20 protein-coding genes are annotated in these 20,729 nt (G+C 41.5%); 7 read left to right on the forward strand and 13 right to left on the reverse strand.

Annotated features, from left to right (window positions below):
- Positions 1-29: 29 nt before the first annotated feature.
- Positions 30-368 carry a hypothetical protein gene (locus HG263_RS04885; RefSeq protein WP_171624961.1) on the forward strand — a complete coding sequence of 113 codons (339 nt, stop codon included), beginning with the start codon at positions 30-32 and terminating at the stop codon, positions 366-368.
- A 711-nt stretch (positions 369-1,079) separates the two neighbouring features.
- On the opposite strand, the gene HG263_RS04890 is transcribed toward HG263_RS04885, so the two are convergent.
- The 3 genes from HG263_RS04890 to HG263_RS04900 all read right to left on the reverse strand — a co-directional run bounded on the left by HG263_RS04890 (position 1,080) and on the right by HG263_RS04900 (position 3,458).
- Positions 1,080-1,544 (reverse strand): hypothetical protein, encoded by a 465-nt coding sequence (locus HG263_RS04890; protein ID WP_171624962.1) that lies wholly within the window; start codon positions 1,542-1,544, stop codon positions 1,080-1,082.
- 128 nt (positions 1,545-1,672) lie between these two features.
- Complete coding sequence (locus HG263_RS04895) at positions 1,673-2,536, reverse strand: hypothetical protein (RefSeq protein WP_171624963.1); 864 nt, start codon at positions 2,534-2,536, stop codon at positions 1,673-1,675.
- 109 nt (positions 2,537-2,645) lie between these two features.
- Positions 2,646-3,458, reverse strand: coding sequence for a helix-turn-helix domain-containing protein (locus HG263_RS04900; protein WP_171624964.1), 813 nt, complete (start codon positions 3,456-3,458; stop codon positions 2,646-2,648).
- A 104-nt stretch (positions 3,459-3,562) separates the two neighbouring features.
- Here HG263_RS04900 and HG263_RS04905 point away from each other — a divergent pair, with 104 nt between their 5' ends.
- Entirely contained in the window at positions 3,563-4,150 is a 588-nt protein-coding gene (locus HG263_RS04905; RefSeq protein ID WP_171624965.1) for a class I SAM-dependent methyltransferase, read from the forward strand.
- Positions 4,151-4,191: 41 nt separating this feature from the next.
- Here the strand turns inward: HG263_RS04905 and HG263_RS04910 are convergent, their stop codons facing one another.
- The 4 genes from HG263_RS04910 to HG263_RS04925 form a co-directional block, all read right to left on the reverse strand.
- Positions 4,192-5,259 (reverse strand): NAD(P)/FAD-dependent oxidoreductase, encoded by a 1,068-nt coding sequence (locus tag HG263_RS04910; protein WP_171624966.1) that lies wholly within the window; start codon positions 5,257-5,259, stop codon positions 4,192-4,194.
- A gap of 5 nt (positions 5,260-5,264) precedes the next feature.
- Positions 5,265-7,217, reverse strand: coding sequence for a LodA/GoxA family CTQ-dependent oxidase (locus tag HG263_RS04915; RefSeq protein ID WP_171624967.1), 1,953 nt, complete (start codon positions 7,215-7,217; stop codon positions 5,265-5,267).
- Between the two features lie 188 nt (positions 7,218-7,405).
- Entirely contained in the window at positions 7,406-8,104 is a 699-nt protein-coding gene (locus tag HG263_RS04920) for a helix-turn-helix transcriptional regulator (protein WP_171624968.1), read from the reverse strand.
- A gap of 36 nt (positions 8,105-8,140) precedes the next feature.
- A complete protein-coding gene (locus HG263_RS04925) occupies positions 8,141-8,458 on the reverse strand; it encodes an antibiotic biosynthesis monooxygenase family protein (RefSeq protein WP_171624969.1) in 318 nt (105 codons plus the stop codon).
- A 317-nt stretch (positions 8,459-8,775) separates the two neighbouring features.
- Here HG263_RS04925 and HG263_RS04930 point away from each other — a divergent pair, with 317 nt between their 5' ends.
- Positions 8,776-9,606, forward strand: coding sequence for a delta-class carbonic anhydrase (locus HG263_RS04930; RefSeq protein WP_171624970.1), 831 nt, complete (start codon positions 8,776-8,778; stop codon positions 9,604-9,606).
- A gap of 233 nt (positions 9,607-9,839) precedes the next feature.
- The gene (locus HG263_RS04935; RefSeq protein ID WP_171624971.1) at positions 9,840-12,617 is read left to right on the forward strand and encodes an NACHT domain-containing protein; all 2,778 of its coding nucleotides are present in this window, start codon (positions 9,840-9,842) and stop codon (positions 12,615-12,617) included.
- Between the two features lie 76 nt (positions 12,618-12,693).
- Here the strand turns inward: HG263_RS04935 and HG263_RS04940 are convergent, their stop codons facing one another.
- Positions 12,694-13,266, reverse strand: coding sequence for a hypothetical protein (locus tag HG263_RS04940; protein ID WP_171624972.1), 573 nt, complete (start codon positions 13,264-13,266; stop codon positions 12,694-12,696).
- A gap of 343 nt (positions 13,267-13,609) precedes the next feature.
- Here HG263_RS04940 and HG263_RS04945 point away from each other — a divergent pair, with 343 nt between their 5' ends.
- Both HG263_RS04945 and HG263_RS04950 read left to right on the forward strand, forming a co-directional pair.
- Positions 13,610-14,173, forward strand: a complete 564-nt coding sequence (locus tag HG263_RS04945; RefSeq protein WP_171624973.1) for a lipid-binding SYLF domain-containing protein — start codon at positions 13,610-13,612, stop codon at positions 14,171-14,173.
- A gap of 279 nt (positions 14,174-14,452) precedes the next feature.
- Positions 14,453-14,941: a hypothetical protein gene (locus tag HG263_RS04950; RefSeq protein ID WP_171624974.1), complete on the forward strand. Its 489-nt coding sequence runs from the start codon at positions 14,453-14,455 to the stop codon at positions 14,939-14,941.
- Positions 14,942-15,029: 88 nt separating this feature from the next.
- Here the strand turns inward: HG263_RS04950 and HG263_RS04955 are convergent, their stop codons facing one another.
- Together HG263_RS04955 and HG263_RS04960 are read right to left on the reverse strand one after the other, a co-directional pair.
- Positions 15,030-15,620 (reverse strand): FMN-binding negative transcriptional regulator, encoded by a 591-nt coding sequence (locus HG263_RS04955; RefSeq protein WP_171624975.1) that lies wholly within the window; start codon positions 15,618-15,620, stop codon positions 15,030-15,032.
- Positions 15,617-16,192 carry a GNAT family N-acetyltransferase gene (locus tag HG263_RS04960; RefSeq protein ID WP_171624976.1) on the reverse strand — a complete coding sequence of 192 codons (576 nt, stop codon included), beginning with the start codon at positions 16,190-16,192 and terminating at the stop codon, positions 15,617-15,619. Before HG263_RS04960 ends, HG263_RS04955 begins: the two co-directional genes overlap by 4 nt.
- Before the next feature lie 142 nt (positions 16,193-16,334).
- On the opposite strand from HG263_RS04960, the gene pdxR reads away from it, so the two are divergent.
- Positions 16,335-17,801 (forward strand): MocR-like pyridoxine biosynthesis transcription factor PdxR, encoded by a 1,467-nt coding sequence (gene pdxR, locus HG263_RS04965; RefSeq protein ID WP_171624977.1) that lies wholly within the window; start codon positions 16,335-16,337, stop codon positions 17,799-17,801.
- Here pdxR and HG263_RS04970 read toward each other — a convergent pair.
- From HG263_RS04970 to HG263_RS04980, 3 genes are all read right to left on the reverse strand, one after another.
- Positions 17,788-18,276 carry a SixA phosphatase family protein gene (locus HG263_RS04970; protein ID WP_171624978.1) on the reverse strand — a complete coding sequence of 163 codons (489 nt, stop codon included), beginning with the start codon at positions 18,274-18,276 and terminating at the stop codon, positions 17,788-17,790. The two genes, pdxR and HG263_RS04970, sit on opposite strands and share 14 nt — an antisense overlap.
- A gap of 85 nt (positions 18,277-18,361) precedes the next feature.
- Positions 18,362-20,062 carry an acyl-CoA dehydrogenase family protein gene (locus tag HG263_RS04975; protein WP_171624979.1) on the reverse strand — a complete coding sequence of 567 codons (1,701 nt, stop codon included), beginning with the start codon at positions 20,060-20,062 and terminating at the stop codon, positions 18,362-18,364.
- The gene (locus HG263_RS04980; protein WP_171624980.1) at positions 20,055-20,729 is read right to left on the reverse strand and encodes a 4'-phosphopantetheinyl transferase family protein; all 675 of its coding nucleotides are present in this window, start codon (positions 20,727-20,729) and stop codon (positions 20,055-20,057) included. Before HG263_RS04980 ends, HG263_RS04975 begins: the two co-directional genes overlap by 8 nt.

Consider the following 20,729-nt stretch of genomic DNA (forward strand, 5'->3'; position numbering starts at 1 on the left):
AGTAAATATTGCAATTAAAAGAGTAAAAGATGAATAAAGTTAGCTTAGTATATTTAGTTATATTAAAAGTTGCCCTGTTATGGAATTCGATCGCGTTTGCCGAACAAGGTTGGATAAAGCAGGCAAAGATCACAAAAATTGTTGGGGTTGTGAATGGTGGAATTAACGTTCGCATTTCTCCTGAGTTAACAGGTTGCACATCACAAAGCGGTTACGGACCTAACTATGCTTCGTTGTATCCTGACCATCAAGGGAAATCTGAAATTTTATCAATTTTGCTTGCAGCGTATATGGCTGATAAGACTATCGCTATTTATTTGTCTGATGACAAGTGCAAAATTGGCGAAGTGGAGTTAGGTGGTAGATAAAACCACTCAACTTACTTTGCTCAAATATAACCTTTAATCGATAAATTGCTTAATGTAGCAAATGATGTAAATCAGATCTGCAAAATGTGATTACGAAGAAAAATTTATTAAAGTAAGCATGAAAGCAGACAGGCATTATCTTTTGAGTAATTTTAGTTGGCTTTTATTGTATAACTACAAACATTAATTTTGGATAAAAATGAAATATTTAATACTGATTTTTATAATTGTATTTTCTGCAATTTCATCGGCAGAATCTTATAGCTCACCAGGAGAGATCACAAATATGACTTTCGGCACATTTATAGCAAGGGTGAAAACAAACACAATTAATGCCGCTGAGGAGTGTAGTAGTAGCGCTTGGTATGTGCTCGATACCTCCGTTGATGGGGCAAACTATATGGTTAGTGCTCTACTGGCAGCAAAAGCGTCTAAACAAAAAGTATTTTTCCAACTAACAGGGTGTCATCTAACATACCCTAAAATTACGCATGTGTACTTGTGTGAAAATTCCCAATGCACAAATTAACTCTATCAACCTCTAGTTTGTGGAAACCTGTCTATACCAATTGTTTTTAAATCATAAGGTAATAAGAGAGTGGTCTAAAGTGAGTAAAAATAAGTTGAAGGAAGTCGAGTGTCAGTTACTTGATTGTGTGACCCCACCGACACGCTAGGCCACATCTTTTTCTACACAAAAGTATTCATCCATTAAGTGGGGGGCTTTTCATCAGTTGTTGAGGTTGCAGACGCTTTTGGCTCTTTAAAAAGCTCAATTGTGTATACGTCTTTTATATATAAATAAAAAAATGCGAAAGACATGGCTAAAATGATCAGCCCAATCACAGAAGAATTTAATTTAATGCCTGTCATCGAAATTTCGACAGAATTGCTCTGCTGCGTCCCCTCTTCTTGTTGCGAATTATCGGCTATAGTATCGGCATCTTGTTTTCTTTCAATTGATTTAAGTGCTATTTCTCGGTCCAACTTAAATTGTAAAAAGGCCAGATAAAAACCACCTAAGACAAGTACCATAACCATGAAAAAAATGAATATTGTTTGAATGAACTGAAAGTAAAACACACTGGTTCTGTGTTTCATTTTTTCAATTGATGCAGTAACTTTTTCTTTTTCAAACTTCTCATGCCGATTAATTTCATCAATTTGTTTTTGCATTAAAAGCTTATCTCTTAGCAGCTCTTGTGAGGCAAAGTACTCATGTGGAGGTAAGTCTTTGCTGTTTTCAGCAGAGATGCAAAAGGGTGATATAAATAATAAAATAAAGTAAACAAACCTGATCGCCATTATAATTCCTTTTCATTTAGTTTTTTCAGTAACAGCTTGATATCGTCTTTGAAGCATTCTTTTAAGTTGAAATCTAGCCCGTATTTTTTTGCAATTTGCTCCAGCTGTATGCTTTCCACCGACATCCACAGAGGGGGAGCGCACTCGTCCTTTTCATCACTTGAGTCAATATTTAAGCGACTCGCACTAAAAGATGATGAGTATTTGTCTGAAATATTAACTTGAGTAGTGGGTAAAGTAGTTGGATTATCGTCAAAGCCTTGAACCACAGCACATGTGGGGCATACATCTTTGAGGCGTTTCCATGCATATGCGACCGTTAGTCTATCAACACCTGCATAGCTTTCAGGTATAAATTGCTCAATATCAGCCATGCCTCTTAAATCTTTAATCAGATTGGGCGAATCGCCAACAACTCTAAATATTTGGTGATTTGAAAACTTCTTTAAAAAAGGGCTGGAGGATAACGTTTTTAAATACGCCTCTTTTTGTGTTGTTTGCTCTAAGAGTGATTGATTCTGCTCTGAAACGATGGGTTGCTTGAATAATTTGAAGTTATCTTTAAATAACTCAGTCGTATAAGGTTGAGTAAAATATTTCTCAAAAGCTGGATGGTTTATTGCGTTGTTTTTATCAAGCGCACTTGGTGGGACGTTTAGGTTACTTAACTTAGCAGGGTCAATCTGTAGTTTGTTTAAAGTTGCTGCATTTATTTCTATTTGCCCCTTCTCGTAAGCATTGGCTGAGTGGATATTTGCCAAACAAAGAAAGAAGGTGAGCAAAGTTGGTATCATTAAATAGTGCGAAGCGCTAGCTATGAAATTGTCAAAATAAAAACAACGCATTGTAATAAAATTTAACATTGTTAATCCTTTAGCTTAATACGTTTTTAAATTGAAGGTTAGGCTAAATTATATACACTCTCAATGTCATCATGCTTCGTTTTTGCAAAGGATCTTCGGCTTTTCTAACTTACGGTTTTTCAGTGTTTGCAATATGTCGTCTGCGCCATGCAGCAGGCGTGCTGTGGTAGGCTTTTTTAAATTGCCGAATAAAATGGGTGACGTCGCTCCAGCCTAGTTTATGGGCGATGTGCTCTATAGTATCATCTGTGGTTTCTAGTCTATTAATGGCTGCTTTTAGACGGTGTTTTGAGATCCATTGCCCTACGGTAAAGCCAGTGGATGCTTTCATTTTAGTTGTTAAGTGAGCGGGGCTTAGGTGTACGGCTTGAGCTACATCTTTTAGGCTAATGCCCTCGCAGCAACGGCGCTCAATAAACTGCATCGCTTTACTGACTTTGGTTTCATGGCCGACATAGACTTCGCTAATACTAGATGCACTGGCAGCTTCGCTGATAATGAGATTAATTAAGCTCTGTAGCACAATATATGGCTTTTCAGCAGAGCAGGCACGTTGAACTTCTTCAAATAACGTAATGATATAGGGCAGCCTTGATTGGCTCACTTGGGCAATTGGCAAGGCACCTTGCCTTATTTGTCTAAACGGTAAAAACAAATCATCATTTTGGGCTTGTTGCTCATTAGTGAGACCAAAGCTGAGCCAATGAACAGACATAGCTTTGCCTTTGAGTAATGTATGAGGAAAGCCAGAGGGGACCAATGTGAGTGTTCCCGGCTGTATTTGCGTTGCACTGTCGCTTTTTAAAGTGACATAGCCTGATAGCAAAAGCGTAATGACATAGTCTTCATGCGCATGATGGTCTTCATTGTCGAGTTCATCTACCTCAAGGTAGCCTGCATGGACGTTTACATATTGAGTCATGCTAAATACTAAAAATAAGCCGATTTAAAGAAAATATTAGCACTGAATAAAGCTTTCCTGTTAGGTGAAAATAGTCTGGTGTTTAATTAATGAGTATTTAGAGTATGAGTCATTGGAGTAAAGAGCAGGCACTGGCGTACGATCAACAATGGGGTGAGTTGGCTTTTCACCGCCAAATTCCAAGCCTTGCAGGCGTATCAGATAACGACAATATTGTTGAGATTGGTTGTGGTGGGGGGTTTTTAAGTGTTTGCTTGACTACTTACGCACAGGGCGCGTCGGTGCTGGCCCTTGACCCAAGTGCAAAAATGATTGAATTGGCTAACAAACGCAAGCAACAAACGGGTCTAAGCGATGCGCAACTAAAATTTTTGCAAGCTGGCGCTGAGTCGTTAAACGTGCAGGCAGAGTCTATCGATTTGGTTGTTGCTGCGTTTTCTTTACATCACTGGAGCGACGCTGAGCTGGGAATGCAGTTAGTATTTAACAGCTTGAAGTCAGAGGGAAAAATTTGGCTGTGCGAAGACATGAACACGCCAACAGGCGGTGCACTTAAAGTGAATGACAATTTAAAAGCCTTTGCAGGCATTAAACAACTGCTAAAGCAGTTTGCGTTTAGCAACATTGAAAAGCGCTTGCTTGCAACGCCTGAAGGGGAGTTTTTGATAGTACAAGCAACCAAAGCTACTTAACCAAAGCTCAGGTTACTTAACTTTTGAATTTATTGGCTGTGCTAGCTTACCTGTGCGTAATACACATTTTTATGGTGTAAGTATTGTTCCCAAACACTTTCCATTTGTTGCTGGTACTGGAGTGCAGTTTGGGTACTTACAAGGCCATTTTGAATTAACAAGTCGCTTAGTTGCATGGCGCTGGCCATGGCATTAAACATGCCTTGTGATGACAGTGGGTCGAAGCTCATAGCAGCATCGCCGATAGCAAACCATTGCTGTCCGTAAAAGTGTTCTAATCGAGACGTATTAGCAGCGACGATGCCGTGTAACTGTTCGCTACGCTCAATTAGTTGCTTTATCAAAGTACCAAAACCGTTCACACGCTTGGCTTGATTCAAAAACCATTGGCTGTCTTGATGTTTTTGTAGGTGTTCAGGGTCAAGTTGCCACGAGACTATGCGGCTTTGACCGATTGATATGTTTGCTGAGCTACCGCCAGTGGGCAGTGGTGCGCTATACCACCAGCCATTGTCTGTACTGCTAATGAGCGCCATATTCTTGGTGACTTTGAATTGCCCTGTGAGCCAAATAGACATTAACTTATCTAGTTGCTTGCGTTTCATATTCTGTTTGCGGGCAAACACGCAGTGCCTTCCAGTTGCATCGATTACTATGTCTGCGGTTAACAGTGCGTATTGTTGCGCTGAAATTTGCAGGTGCCATTTATGATCATGATATACGGATTCTTTAAGCGTCGCAGGCCACAAACATTGTACGCCTCGTAACTGTGCTTGTGTCCGCAATTGGCGCTCAAAATGGGGGCGATCTAAATGCCACCCCAAACCATCCGGGTTGCGTAAATTATCCATCACGGTTGGTTGTGGGCTACCCCAGTAAGAAAGCATGCCTTGGCTAACTAGATGCGGGCCATCATCCAGAAGCGATTGGATATCAAGTAGTTTCAAGATGCGCCGAGCAGCTGGGGGCAAGCATTCGCCAACCTTTTCCGGTGGTTGCTCATGGTTGTCTATCAGCGTTACATGGTAGTGTTTTGCCAGCGCAAGGGCTGCAATGCAGCCCCCAATACCAGCACCAATAATCACTATTTGAGTGTGCTCGGTGCGCATAGCTTTTAATCCTTGTATCTATTTGCTTTGTCAGTACGACTCAAATCTGGGCGATGTGGCGCATTGTCTTGCTTGTCAAATTGCGCACGTTTAAGCTGCTTGAACGACGTTGCTTCGGTGTTGCTTTGTGGTGTCATACCCACTTGCATGGTTTCAGGAAAACCAACAACTCCCTCTTCTGTTTGTTCAAGCACAATAGCCAGTTGACCAAAGCCCGTGACCATGGAATTAATTTGCGCTTCATAGTCATTTGAAGGACCGATGGGTAAATCATCTAACCAGAACTCCCGTTCATTGAAAGCGGCTTGACGCTTTTCAATGGGCTCTTTCTCATTAATAACAATATTGTAGTTTGTTTGATTCAGCATATTGTTTGGCACACGTGCTGGCCAAAATGTGGGCAAATATGGGTCGTATGCTGCGTTATAACCGTCTCGACAACTCGCTGTATCGGTTTGCCAAGGGATCGCCATCCAGCGCGTAATGCCACCTGCTACTTGCCCGCTGAGTAACGGACCATCTGGTTGTCGGGTAATTTCTGGAGTCATCACAGGACCATAATTGATACCGTGTGTGGGGGCGGTGTTGTCAGCGTGATGTAAGCGAAATGCTTCACTGTACATGCCTGCTGTACGCATTGGCCAAGTCATTTCACAGCCAGGGTGAAAAGCATCGGCTAAACAAAACTCCATCGCAGCACGGGTGAGCATATCTGGTTGCTCGCTCACGGGGACGTCATCAATGTTTACAGGAGCTTTATAAGAGGGATCATAATCGGCGATAAAGTCACCGTCTACCCACTGCGCCAAAGCATTAAGCTGTATACGGGTGAGCGATACAAATTGCCTTGGTGAATTATTGGCATTCACACTCATGGCATCACCATATATCCATGGCCATTGCTGCGCAGATACTGCGCTTGGTTGAGGGTTCCAAACTGCAATATCGTTCGGATCGCCATTGTCTGCAAACTCGCAGTCTAAGCGCCTGAAGTTATGATAGAGCGTGCGACGCCTTTCTTGCCAAATAGGGGAAGGATCAGACAGTTTTGCAAGCCATTGTTCGCTGGTAAAATCAAATGGACTGTCCCAGCCAAAGCCCGCGGCAAACCCTGCGTTGACCCATTGCAAGTTAGTCATGCGTTGGAAAATTGGTAAAATATCATGCGTAAAAGACGGCTTACCCGGTTTTGGTAGCATACCCGCGGTAACAGCAACATCACGCATCAAGTCCCACATGGTGCGCACAGATTTTTGCTGTGGTGCATAATCTGGTGGGGCACAGACAACCCAAGCGGGTTTCACAGGGAGCGCTTGGTCATTAAATATAACCTGTGCATTGATAGGGCCGTCTGACGTATCATCGTACCAGCCTTCATTGTTACCAAAGGTTACCGCAGGCTCACCTTTTAGGTTTTCTGACTTACCATGTCCGCCAAGCATCATTAAACGGCCCTGTTCATCAGTGCGCATTTCACCTAAATACACACTTTTACCTTCAAATTTGCCGACAAATTTGGTTTTGCTGCCATCTTGGTTTACGCCGCTTAATTGATGCTCGCCGCCATCAATCAGTAAGGTACTGCGGTCGGGTATTTCTTTATTACGAAGATATGAGGGCTTAGCTTTTGCTGCTTCAGGGATATCCAAAGCAAGCTGAAATTCATACCAAGAAGCCTTTTGGTTAGCGAGCCTTGCATGCCAAGTAATAGTGGCATCATTAGCCGTCAACTCTTGCACGACTTGCCCTTGGCTGTTTAAACCATAGACTCTAAATTTTGCTGCTTGACGCTTTAAGGCACCTGTACTGTCTCGATAAAAATCCTCTTTTTGGGTTGGGGGATCGTTTACCTCAGGGCCGATAAAAAAACCTTGTTCACTATTACCAACACGCATTACACCAATAGGAGGGTAAATAGCGGCACTTACGATAGTGTTGTCTGTAACTGTTTGAGTCATATGCATATTCCTTGACTTAAATTTGCCATGGTTCATCACCTAAGCGGTTCTCGCATGAGGTAAACAAGCAAATGTGGATGAAGTTGAGCCAATCGGCTCGAGGCATAAGTGTATGCACAATCTTAAAAATCGCCAATTACGCGACCTTACAGTGGCAAACTCAAGATGGTAGGTTTGCTAATGCTGCGTTAGTCACATTGCTTGGCATATTTAGCTCTGATCAAGGCGAGATAATGATCTAAGTTTTTCTCTTGATGTTTTACAAAGTGAATGTTGGTTATGGTTAAATGTTGCATACGATCTAAACGAAATTCTCGGTAGTCTTGTCGTAGTAAACAAAAGGCAATGAGTGTCCATTTACCACCCCAATAAACCAAACCCAAAGGCTCAATAACTCTGTTACTTGGGGTACCATTCACATCACAGTATTGCAACTCGACACTGACACATGTTTCTATGGCATTGCGTAATGACTCACTAAAATCTTGTTGTTTTTTACCGTGATTAAAGCTCGACACCAGATAGGGGGAGTGATCGCTTTGCTGTTTTAGGTGAGCCGGAAGCACGGCTTCAATTTTTTCGATTGCCGCTTTGGCATGACCGCTCAAAGTGGGGTCTGTCCATGCACTGACCATTTTGCTGCCAAGTAGCAGTGCGGTGAGTTCATCAACGTTAAACATCATAGGTGGCAGCGGATGATCGTCTATGATATAGCCAATTCCTGCTTCGCCTTGGATGGGCACGCCGGAGTCTTGTAGTGACTCAATGTCACGGTAAATCGTACGCTCGGATACTTCAAAGCGCTCAGCCAGTTGTTTTGCGGTAATTGCAAGCCGCCTTCCTTTAAGTATGTTAACTAACTGAAATAATCGCTCTGATTTATGCATACGAACGTACTTTGGCCTTTTTAAAGTGTCAGCAGCTTATCCATTACACGATGTTTGTGCAACGATTGCATGGCGTGTCATTAGCACCGAGTCTTTTTCAATCATGGTTAAAAACGCTTTGCAAACAGAAGACTCGTTAAAGGCTTTTTCACACAGTTCTAAATCTTGTGCTGATTGCCAGTAGCTGATATCCACATATCCTTGTTTATCTTGCTGAGTTGCCAAAGAGCGGTACATAAAACCAGGTTGTTGGGCTAAAAAGTTTTGAAACGCGTCACTTAGCGGCAAAAAGTCTGCCTCGCTTGCGCCATCGGTCAATTTAAATTCAACAATTTCGAATATATTTTGAGACATATGATTTCCTTACTTGATGGGGTTGTTTAAGTCGAAGCCATTGAAACATATGCAACTGTCAAGGAGTGTCAGGAGTCATTAACAACAATAATAAAACTAGGTGAAATAGAAGACCGAACTAACGCTATGAAAAATTTGCTAGCTGAATATTGTTATGGGACAGGTTGAGCAACAATGAACCTATTTTAGCTTTAGTGCTATATGTTATGTTCGCTCGCTATTTTCGATGACAATGACCGTAATAATATGATTTTTTTATATAAAAATCGTCATTACACTTTCTTTTTTCACACTAACTCATTAAAAGGAAATAGAAAATGACGAATAAACTCGCTTTAGCCACTGTGCTAAGTATTGTTTTGCCAAACGTGGCTTTTGCCTTGGATAATCACGCCCATAATCATGTAAAAGATAGCGCCTTAGGTAAAACATCTGTAACTCTGTATGGTCCACAGTCGCCTAGAGATATTGAAAGTGAGCTAGGGCACAACCCGATTGTTTTCTCTAAAGCGCCACAGCGTTCAGTATTAAACTTATGCAATATTCATTTTCATAAAAATGCCGAACATCGTGGTGGAGAGTTTACAACCCCAGCCAAAGCAGGTTCGAGCCAAGCAGGGTTTTTATTCTCAGGCCAACTGAGCGAATACGAGCGCAAACCTTTAGAGCAAGCAATATGCGAAGCTAACAATGAAGGCTTGAACTCGGGAGATACGATTGAATTGCATTATGTTTATACCACAGCACCAGTTCAACCTGGGGCAACATTAGGTGCCTGTTTGAGCGAGCACATTAAAAATCCACAGTTACGTGTTGAAGCACAGGTAATGGTATTAACCAATGATGGCTATGGTGAAAACTTCAATACACTTACTGAGTTTGCGCAAGTAAATGGTTACTATCAAGCGGTTAACTTACCGACTAAAACAGGTACACCTGTTGAGTACACTGGCTCGACGACAGGCCCTAGTTACAACCAAAAATCTTCACCTTTTAAAGTAACTTGGAGTGTCCGCCCTAAAGTTTTGAAAGCAGATATAAATAGTGTGGGAAAATGGTGTTCGCAAAATCCATTTAATGAAACTGCAGCGCATGGAGTAAGAGATTTAGTCACCGCGCCTGAGCACCTATCACCGATTTTGGATTAGCGCTCTAGAGATCATTTGCCAATAAGGCCTCATGGGAACATGAGGTCTTTACTATTAATAACTAAGTGTGAATTTTAATTGATTGAATTGATGTTTAATTGTAAATTATTGTGCTTTTCCTTTAAGTCTTAATTAGTTAGCGGTGTTTTTAGATGAATAGCATGGTGTTCATATCAATAGTGGCGGGCATTTTCCTGATTAGTATTATTGTCATCCTGTGGATGAAATTGAAAATGCGCGCATCCAAAGGGCGCTTTGCACTTACCGCATTGTCATCAATTATAACTTGCTTTGCGCTTGGTCTCACAGCCATGTCTTCGAGTTTACCTAATGCACTTGCTTCAAAAGCTTCAGAGGCTTTAGGTTTTGGGCCACTCAACACCAGCGCGCCGACACTCGTGGTGCTTATTTTAACGCTCATCACAATGCTTTTGATTTATCGATTTGCCAGTAAAGCAGTGTTGAACTGGGATGCTAAAGCTCGCCTTTCAGAGGTCAATCTTAGTGATTACCATTTAGAAAATAGCCTATTTTTCTTGAGTGTAGAGAAAATAAAACTTATTTATAAAGGTAAGTCAGACCCAATTGCTAATGAGGCCGTAGCAAACTGGAAAGACAAAGAAGTTGATGTACCTAAGGCGTTAGAAACGAAAGATCTTTTACGCGATATGATTACCTCAGCAATTAGGGAGTTGAGTTTACCTGATGGGGGGTGGCGAGATGAAGGGCAAATGTGGGTTGGAGAGATTTTAGGCGTAACTCAAGATGCAAACCAGCCCGTGATTGCTTTTGTGTTTGATGCAAAACCCGAGCAAGAACATTTAGCGCAGCGACTTAGCAAAATTCAAGCGGGTAATGCCAATTTGCGTAGTTTTAGAGTTTATGCAATGTATCAATCTCGAGGTGAAGATAAAGGGGTTGATGAGACATTAGTAGTCGATGGTATTGAGGTCGAGATCCTAAGCTCTCGAAAAATGATTTTAATGGGCCTCGATTTGCATAATTATGCCAGAGAAATAATAAGAACATTTCGTGAGACTTGTGTTGGGGGAACCACTGCGACACTAGAAAACTCTTTTGTGGATTTAAACTTTAAAGCTAAAGGTTCTAAATCAAATAGCAGTGCCTTAGGAGCCGCAATAGATAAATGGTTGCTCAGTAAAAGCAATATTCATCTAGCCATAACTGGCGAATATGGCCAAGGTAAAAGTACAGCATTAACGAAGTATTGCTTTGATTGGGCAGAACAATTTTTAAAAACAGGTAATATGGGCAAACGGATCCCACTGTTGATTGAACTGAGAGGGCAAAGTCCATCGGAAGCTGAGCCTTTAGGGTTTATTTCTGGGTGGTGTGCACGCTATCGGTTGCAACCGCAACAAGTTATGAATCTGATAAAATCCGGCGATGCACTGATTATTTTTGAAGGATTTGATGAATTAAGAAATGCCGGGAGGGCATATTATCGTCACCAGCACTTTAATGCCTTATGGCGTTTTGCCTATCCTAATACCAAGCTAATTTTTACGGGGCGACCAAACTTTTTCTTAGATGAAGAAGAAGTCAACAGGACTTTACGCAGCCAAGAGTCAAGAGCTATGGCAGGGGATGTCTATACTCAAGTTTGGGAATTGGAAAAACTGACCATTGAGCAAATTGAACGTGCTTGTCGAAGCTATGATCCGCAAATTAGGAACGGCATCATTAATTCGATCAATGAAAGTGATGACTTTTACGATATTGTGAGTCGCCCATCAATGTTGCCTGTTGTAGCAACCATATGGCCACAAATAGAAGAGCTTAAAAGCAGGGGAATACCGCTAACTGGGGCTGAGTTAATGGAGCGGTATATTCAAGCTATATTTTCCCGAAAGGAAGCAGAGCTAGAAGCGGATAGAGTTCAACGAGATGCGCCTGTTGGCTCAAGGTATCTTGTATTGCCCAAGCAAGTAAGAGAATTACTGACTATTTGTGTCGCTTGGAGAATGTCTGGCTTAGGGTTAAAAAATACCATTGCGCGTTCAGAAATTACAGAAATGGTAAAGGATTGCTATGACACACTTGTGACTTTATGCAAATCAGAGGGAGTAAGTGCACAAATAACAGAAGACATCATAGAGTTTGAAAGGCGTCATGCTGAAGATAAACCTGTTGATAGAGTTGATGCCATAACGTCTGAAATATGTACCGCTGGCTTACTGGTTAAAGATGTAACAGGTGGAGGAGATAACTTGCGTTTTCCTCACAAGCAGTTCTTCGAATTTTTATTAGCTAAAGCAATAGCAATAACCTCAGATCCTGAAAAATATAGTGTGGCAGTTATGTTCGATAAGTGCTCAAGTGACGTAAAGGTGTTTCCTCGATTAATAAATGAGCCTAACGCAGTGCGTTATTTGTCTGAATGTATAGGGCCAAACTTTAAGCAGATCGTTTATACAAGTGATGTCGCATCTATTTTGTTATATCTGCAGCAGGAAGTCGTTATTAATCGTGTTCGCCAAATAGGTGAGTTTTTTAGGAGTAAATTCAGAAGTCAACGCTCTTCAACCAACGCTTTACGTTGGGCAACTTATTCTTTGGATGGCGATTTTAATGAAGTACATTATGAACTTCAGGCCCCCAGATATAAAAGCCCAACCGACGCCGGTATGATTCCATTTGGCCTTATCTTTATTACGGCTCTGGTATCCTCCAATTTTGAACAGTACATATTGGATAATATGGGACCCGTTTATTTGGTATCAGTGGGGATGTTATTATCCAGTGCATTGGCGTTACATGCTCATTTTATTTTTCGTATTTCTGATAATAAGCATGCAGTTGTTATGCAGTTTTTCAGAGCGCATTGGAGCCATGCGGGCCAAAAGCCAAAAGACCGAGAACAGGAGTTACATCTGGTATCTAAATCGCTTCGTAAAAAAGATGTGGTGTTTCCTAATGAACAGATCACACTGCCAAAAAGTTACAGTCAATTTGTTTATCCAGCTAAAGATTTTGGCAAAGCTAATTAACAGATATAGATGGCGTGCATGTTTAAGTGTTGCCGACTGAGACAAAGTTTGCTCGGTCGGCTCAACATCTTACCGATCAGATTTGTTTGATATGAGGGTCACACGGTTTTTCAACTTCACCCGGCTCCAAAATTTGTATATGAGCGTTTTCTACATCTGCAATAAGAGGTTTGATTGTAGATTCGAATCGTTTCGCTGCAGATTCTACATTTTTCCCTTGCCTTTCTAGCGTATTAAAATCGTCTTTATGTGCATCGGCTAAAGCTTCTAGTTGTTTTGATAATAGTTTTTGCTCTGCTAGGTGGGTTTTATCAATTGTGAGTGTTTTGTCATCTTCAATAAAGGCTTTACGTGATATAGCTTCTACTTCACGTCCCAGCTTACTCATTTGTCGTGAGACGGCATGAATTGGCTTTTCAAGCTTGCGCATGAGTTCTGACTGCTCCTCTAGTGCTAAGAAGCTACTCACTTGCTCACTATTCAAAGGTTTCTCAAGCATTTTTTGGCAATGGTCAAAAACCAAAATTCGGTATTCATCTTTACTCACTTTTTGTATATCAATGTCTTTATCTGCACTATTAGCAAAAGATGTAGAAATATAAGCGACAGTTAAGCCGACACAAGCTGTTGCTACAATACGTTTAAACATGACTGGTTCCTTTAGTAAATATATTAGGTTTATACGGTTAGTCGCATCAATTTTTGAAAAGGTTTAAATCTAATTTCAAGTTTTAGCATTGATATTTATTGTTCGCTTTTTTCGATGCTAGCGTCTGTAATAATGTGGTTTTATTTTATTAATGTCGGCGATACACTGTTCTCGTTTTCACACTTATCCCTTCATGATTACCCATGATGTTGGCCGCACTAAGCGGCCTTTTTTATGCCTATAGCCTTCATTAGATAAAAGCATTCAGTTAATAGCCATACGAAGGTTGCTAAGCTATAACTGCAAAGGGTAATCAAATTAGATTGACGCATGGAGTTATAAAATGAAAAACAGATTTATGGTTTTTGTACTAATGAGCATCTTACTTACGGCTGGGTGCGCAACTTCTGGCGGCGCCTCGGTTGAACAAAAACGCGCAGCAGTCGAAAAAATGCGTAGTGATGTACTTTCAAAGTTGTATGCAGACAAGCCAGATGTACAACAGCAAATAGTAAATTCTGCAGGGTATGCAGTATTTGACAATGCCAATGTTAACGTCATCATTGCCAGTTTTGGAGGTGGGTATGGTGTCGCTGTCAACCGCCAAACAGGTGCAAGAACTTATATGAACATGGCAGAAGCGGGTATTGGGTTGGGTATTGGTGCAAAAGATTTTAGTATCGTCATGGTCTTTCATACACAACAAGCCTTGGCTAGATTTATCGAGCACGGTTGGGCGTTTGGAGGGAATGCTGACGCTGCTGCAAAGCATAAGCATCAAGGTGGTGCTGTTGCTGCTGAAGTCGTGGTAGATGATGTAACCGTATACTCTTTGACGGAAACTGGTCTTGCATTACAGGCAGTTCTAAAAGGCACTAAGTTTTGGGTAGACAACGACTTAAATTAGTAAAACGCCCGACGTAATAAATGTTCACTTTAAACGAAAAACGTCAATTGAACTAGTTGGCGTTTTTTTATTCACATATATTTTGAGTGCAACTTTTAAATACACCTTTTTTTAACTTTAACGTATTTTTTTTACGTTTTTATCCCGCCTATTAACATATTAATATTCAGCTATGAGAAATTAGCTCATAGAGTCATCTTACATGTGAAGTTTAAGTTTGTTTAACTTTACCGTATCAATCTTATTTTTTAGCAATGGTTAACAACAAGGAGGTTAAAAGTGGATTTATCAATGGTTCGCGCCGTGGCTGAACACGGATCTGTGTATGTTAATACTCCAAGCATAAAAGCTGAAAGCACCTCTCTGTGGGATCGGATTATGCGGCGCTTATTTGGGCAGAAGAAAATTGTGCAATTAGATAAGGATATTTATACGCAGTACTCTGGAAAACTTGGCCTTCCAAATGTAATCAAGTATCGCAGCAATAACCAATCTGTGTATGTGAAGCATGTATTTATTGAGCACATGCGTAGTATTATCAAACCAAAAATAACATCAAATGATATTAACTTTTTTAGAACGCTGGACAAGGTTGCGATGCGTTGTTACGTATTGGTCTATGTAAGAAACCCTTATACAAAAAGCTACGACCAAGCATTTTTTTTGGACGATTTTGAGGCTATTCAGGGAATAAAAAGTGAAGAGGCGGCTAGGCGCTTAGTTGATTTGTCTCAAGCTGCGCAAATTATTCGTAATAAACTTCTCTAGGTATCAGCTTAAAGGCGCAGAGGTTAAAACGAAGTTTTACCTCTGTTTTGTATATTTTAATAAATTAAACTTATTTATTTGGTGACAGCTAGATTTGCTGCGCAAGCGTTGTACTGCCTTGCTCTGATAAACTTTGTTTGATTTGTTCTCTCACCCGTAGTGGTTTATTTTGGCTTAGCTTAAAATGGCCTCGCCAGCAGTGAATTGATACCGTAAAAAACTCAATGTGTTTAAACATGGCGTCACGCTTTTCATCGTCAAGTGCTGATACTGGCCATGGGTTTGCAAATGGTTGTTCAAAGTGCTCAGTGATAAAATTCATCATACTCAGCTTTCGCTTATGGTCACGCACTAAGGTTAGCTCACCGGTTAGTTGAGCATTGGCATAAAGCCAAGTTGGTACAACTAATTCATCACTATGATTAGGAGATAGATAGCCATTAGGTCCATGAAACAGTATCTTTACTTTTACACTTTGGTGCTGTGCAAGAGGGTTGTTCGCAGCTACATGACCGATGAACACTTGTTGCGACTCATCAAACACTAATGGGGCATAGATGGCGTTATTGAGCTCATCATCATTGGTGGCAAATAAAATAGTGGCCATGGGCGCTTGCTGTACTAGAGCTAAAATACTCGCTTGACTATCGTCCTGAAAATAAGCTGGTGGATACGTCATAGTTTTGCCTCCAGTTGCTGTTTTAGTTCAGGCCATTGTTCGTCAATAATGCTAAACAAAGCACTGTTTCTAAAGCTACCATCAACGAGCTTTCGATTTTTGTACTGAATACCTTCAAATTGGGCCCCTAAACGCGCAATAGCATCTCTTGATTGTTGATTATTTTCGTGTGTACCAAAGGTAATACGAACAAGCTTAAGAGTTTCAAAGGCATATTTGAGCAATAGATATTTGCTGTGGGTGTTTATGCAGCTTCGCTGCCATGGTACACCAACAAAGGTGTGGCCAATCTCTGCACTAAGGTTGTGTTTATCTAGTCTAAACAATCGAGTAGTGCCAACAATTCTTTGTTGGGTATTGCAGTAGATACCCATCACCAATTGCTGCTGTGCGTCAAACTGCGCACTGTTGTGAAACCACTCACTGAGTGTCTGAGGTGTTTTGCAATAGTTATCTAGGATCCAACGCCACAGTGCTGGGTCTTGCCCTGCATTGAAAAGCTCATCTAAGTGGTGTTCTGATAAGGGTTTTAGGCTGACTTTCTCAGTGCTTAAAGTACGTTTTTCTAACATGTCATGACTCTTTCGATAGTAATAATATGGGCACTTTAAAAACATTCTGGTCGCAACTAAACAACCAGATTGTATTTTTTAACTAGACCAGAATGCGTTGCTAGGTTAACTTTAAAGTTAATCTTTAGATGAGTAATAACACGTGCATCCAATCGAATTTAAAGCGAACGAGGGCCAAGAGGCCATCTATTTGCAACTGGCAAACAGCTTGAGAGACGCCATCAAAGCGGGAAAGTTACTAAAAGGTGCCAAGTTGAGTTCGGCGCGTACTATGTCGGCAGCCTATCAGTTAAATCGGCATACGGTCATGAATGCGTTGCAGCTATTGGTTGCCGAAGGTTGGTTAGAGTCGCGTGAAAAGTCTGGTTATTTTGTTACCAGCACTTTGCCAATAGAATCTAGTTCGGAACAACAAAAGCAGCCTGCCTATAAGAAAAAGCAGCTCATTTTTGCCAGTCCATTACCAGAACCAACCACGATTAACATTAATCACTACCAGTACAATTTTGCTGGTGGCTTGCCAGATATTCACCGCTTTCCTTTTAATGAGTTTAAAAGTGCTTTAACAAAAGCATGTAGATATATCGATATTGGTAAGTTACATTACGGTGAAATTGGTGGTACAAGCGAACTCAAAGCGCAAATACAAGCCTACCTGTCACGTGCAAGAAGTTTAAAGTGTAATGATTTGTTGATATGTAATGGTTCGCAAGAAGCTTTGTTTTTGGCAGCGAGATCATTTATATCACCAGGTGATTATATTGCGTGTGAAACACTTGGCTATCCGCCAGCTCGCCGCGCATTTTCCTCATGTGGAGCTCGTTTGATTGATATTAAACAGGATGAGCATGGGTTGTGTGTAGATGATTTTGCCAAACAGTTAAAGCAATATAAAATCAAGATGTTGTATTTAACGCCATTACATCAATACCCCACAACAGTTACTTTATCACCTACACGACGGCTACAAATTTATCGTCTTTGCTATGAGCATGGTGTGGTTATTATTGAAGATGACTACGACCATGAATTTCACTATCAATGTCAGCCATTACAGCCAATGGCCGCAGATGACCCAGCTGGGATCGTGGTTTATATTTCTACGTTTTCAAAATTAATGTTTGCTGGTGCACGAGTTGGCTATATTACTGCCCGCGATGAAATATTGGTGCAGATGCGTGCCAATAAACAGCTTATTAATCATAAAAATGATGTATTAACCCAGCTTGCTGTTGCTCACTGGATGTCTAAAGGAGATTTTGAGCGTCATCTTAAGCGCACTACTAAGCTATACAAAGCGCGCTATCAAGCGATGGCGGATACCTTAACACAATACCGGCGCCAAGGGTTGCCGTTGCAGTTTTCAAAGCCCGATGGGGGGATGGCGATGTGGGTGAATTGCAAAGTGAATGTGCAAGGGGTCAAACAACGCGCGCATGAGCAAGGTATCTACTTACAAACCGAAGACGAGTTTTATTTTGCACACAGTGTACGCTCTTTAAAACCAAGCCAAAGTGATCATTCTCATATTCGACTTGGTTTTGCAGGGCAAAGTGAAGCACAGATGCATGCTGGGCTTATGGCACTGATGCGTATTATTTACCCTTAATATCTGAGCTAAGCGTTAATACGTGTGCTTGGCTTTTATCAGCAAAAGACACTACAAACACTTTGTTAAATTCATTTTCGGTAATACTGACTTGTTGTGCACTGAGTAAATTAACCAGCTCAGGAGTGGTGTTACTGTGACCTGCCACCACAATATTACCTTCAAGCTTCATCAGCTGTTCGGCAAAGGCTTTTAAATCACTGGGGTCGTAGCTTTGTACTGACAAGTTATGCGTGTTAGCCAAAGGCGCGATAGTTTGTTGGGTACGTTTGTAATCAGTACTAAATAGATGACTAATTGGCAGTTCACTAAAAAGTGTTGCTAGGTGATGCGCTCTTTGTTGACCTGTTTCGAGTAATTCGGGGTTCGGGCCTTTAGCTTTTTCGGCGTGGCGAAATAAAATAATGTGTTCTGGTAATGCCAAGGCGGCATTGCTTAGCAGCAGTAAAGGTAAAAAAAGGCTTTTAATTTTCATGATGTTATCTTTTATAGTGACAGCCAGACAACTCTAGCAAATGCTGAGTCGCCTGACAATGTCCCTTTATTGGCGAGGTGCGAGCTTACTTTGCCAATGAGATGGGGAACAATGAAAACAACTTATGTTGCTGGTTTTGATCATCTAATGCCTCAAGTAGTGCTTTTGAAGGCTGCCACATGTCATCATCATTGAGTGCTAATGAGAGCAAATCAGTGGCGATGTCGGCGTTACCAAGTAGTGGATGTGTTTCGTTATGAATAATAAACAGCGCGCAACATGCTGCACTTAGTAGTGTTGTATATTGCTTTGCTTTATTAAAACGAACAACGCTGGTCGGCTCATTTTGTTCGCTTTGTTGTAGCGTTTGTACATCATCGCACCAGCTTAAAATATGTTGTTTTAATATTAAACATTGCGTCATGACTGACGGAGGTAAATGGTTGTGTGAACTGTCACCAAAGTAAGCCAAAAATGAACTAAGAATGGGGTCTTGCCCTGCATTATTAATGGCAAATTGCTGTTGATCGAGGGCTGCAAATGGCTTACTTTCATCCAGATTAAACCATTGATTTAATTGTTCATGACAGTTTGGTGTTGCCAGTAACTGTGCTGAGATAGCGTTCGTTTGCGCCGAGATCAACCCAAGATTGACTTGGCTACTGCCATCAAATAGTGAAACAACGGCATTGTCTCTAAGCATCTTTTGGAAAATTCCATGAAAATGCTCTTCACGAAGGTAATATCTGGCTCCCAAAATAACCTTGAGTTCATCAAGCGCCAGCTCAGTTTGGCGTGGGACCCAGTATTTACAAGCAGCTGAGTACATACTTAGTGAGCGACTGGCATGACTGACCGCCCGAATGCTAGCAGTTGCAAGCATTTCAGCTAACAGTAGTTTGGCAAAGCTACGTCCTAGTCCTTGTTGCACGGTTGGCATTGAAAGCACTGTTTTTTGATAAAGTGCGCGATTTTGCGCGAATTCATAGGTCACGCGTAAACAGGTATCAAATGCACCTAACGAGAAGCCAGCGCACAAGATTCTAGAGATCTGCAGTGCTTTAAGTACACCGAAAATGCCCGGTTCGGTGGTTTCAATTAAACAATCTTTAGCCACTAACGTATTGTGAAAACGAATACCACTGATATCGGCACAACGGATGCCATGGGTAGAGATTTTTTCGATGCTTTCATAATCACTCAGTTGCGCTTTATCAAGCAGCATCACAGCTAAAGACTCTCGTCCATTTGGTTCAATCTTGCGCACTAACAAGGTCATGGTATGACCCTGCGTGGCGTTGTTAATCAGCCATTTTTCGCCGTTAAGTCGATAACCGTCTTGGTCAACTGTGGCGGTGACTTCGCTCGCTAACAAATTGCTACCGTGTTTTTTCTCAGTCAGCGCTAAACACCCTAAGTGGCCCTGTAAAATATGGCTGCTCAGTCGCTTTTTTTGCGCGTCACTGCCACACAACCAGACGGGTAAGGCGCCTAGCATAGTTTGACCACTGGCAATGGCGGCGTTTAGGTCGCGTCTTGAGACCAGTCGACAGGCCATTAATAGCTCTGAAAAATCGCTTAATGATCCACCGAGGGAGTGAGGAACAAATCGGTCAAAGTAATTCAAGCTATGTAAATGATTTAAGTATTCCCTTGGGAACATTTGCTGCTCATCAATTGTTACAGAGCGGGCAAAATTAATAACGGATGTTTCTTGAGTCGGATCACCAAGGTTGTTTTCTAGGTGTTGCACCTGGTGTATAACGGCGTTGTTGTGTTCATTCATAATTGGGCTCTAGGAATAGAATATCGTGTTGTTTGAGCTGCCAGCGGTTATAGCGCCATGTTTTCTGTATTGGCTGTTTTTTATTTATTGCGTTGCGAACCGTAAGCTGTTTGTGTGTTGTGTGTTCAAGCTCAATAGCACGGCAAAACTGAGTAAATGGACCAAAGCCAGCCGCTTTGTAGAGCGCTTCTTTAATACACCACAGTTGGCTGATGCTTAGATTAGGGTGAGCCTGTTTTTCTTGTGGACTTATCCAAGGTGTTGGCAGTGCCGAAAAGCGCTCGCTGAACTCTAGATCTAAACCCACAGGGTGATTGCCGATTGCAGCGCCTGCAAGGGCGTTACTGTGGCTAATGCTTAATGGGCGGCCTGAGCGCGCACAAAATGGCGCGCCATTGGTCGCTTTTTGTATTTGTATCTCTGCGCTGGGCAGTGTACTGAAAAGCGTATTTTTTAACAGCCACTTAGCCCCTAGCCGTGCACCCAACCAAGCAAGCGCTTGGCGTTTGTAAGGCTTGCACATATATTGAGCTTGTTCATCTTCACTGAGCTGTGCAAGTAAGTACTGCCGTTGTGAAGGTACACCCAAGCGCCGCTGTAATACATCGAGATGCACGATGTATACGGCGCTGTTGCTGCTGGGGTAGTAGCAAGTTAGCAACGGCAT

This window comes from Pseudoalteromonas caenipelagi (genome assembly GCF_013140855.1).
Classification (GTDB): Bacteria; Pseudomonadota; Gammaproteobacteria; order Enterobacterales; family Alteromonadaceae; genus Pseudoalteromonas; species Pseudoalteromonas caenipelagi.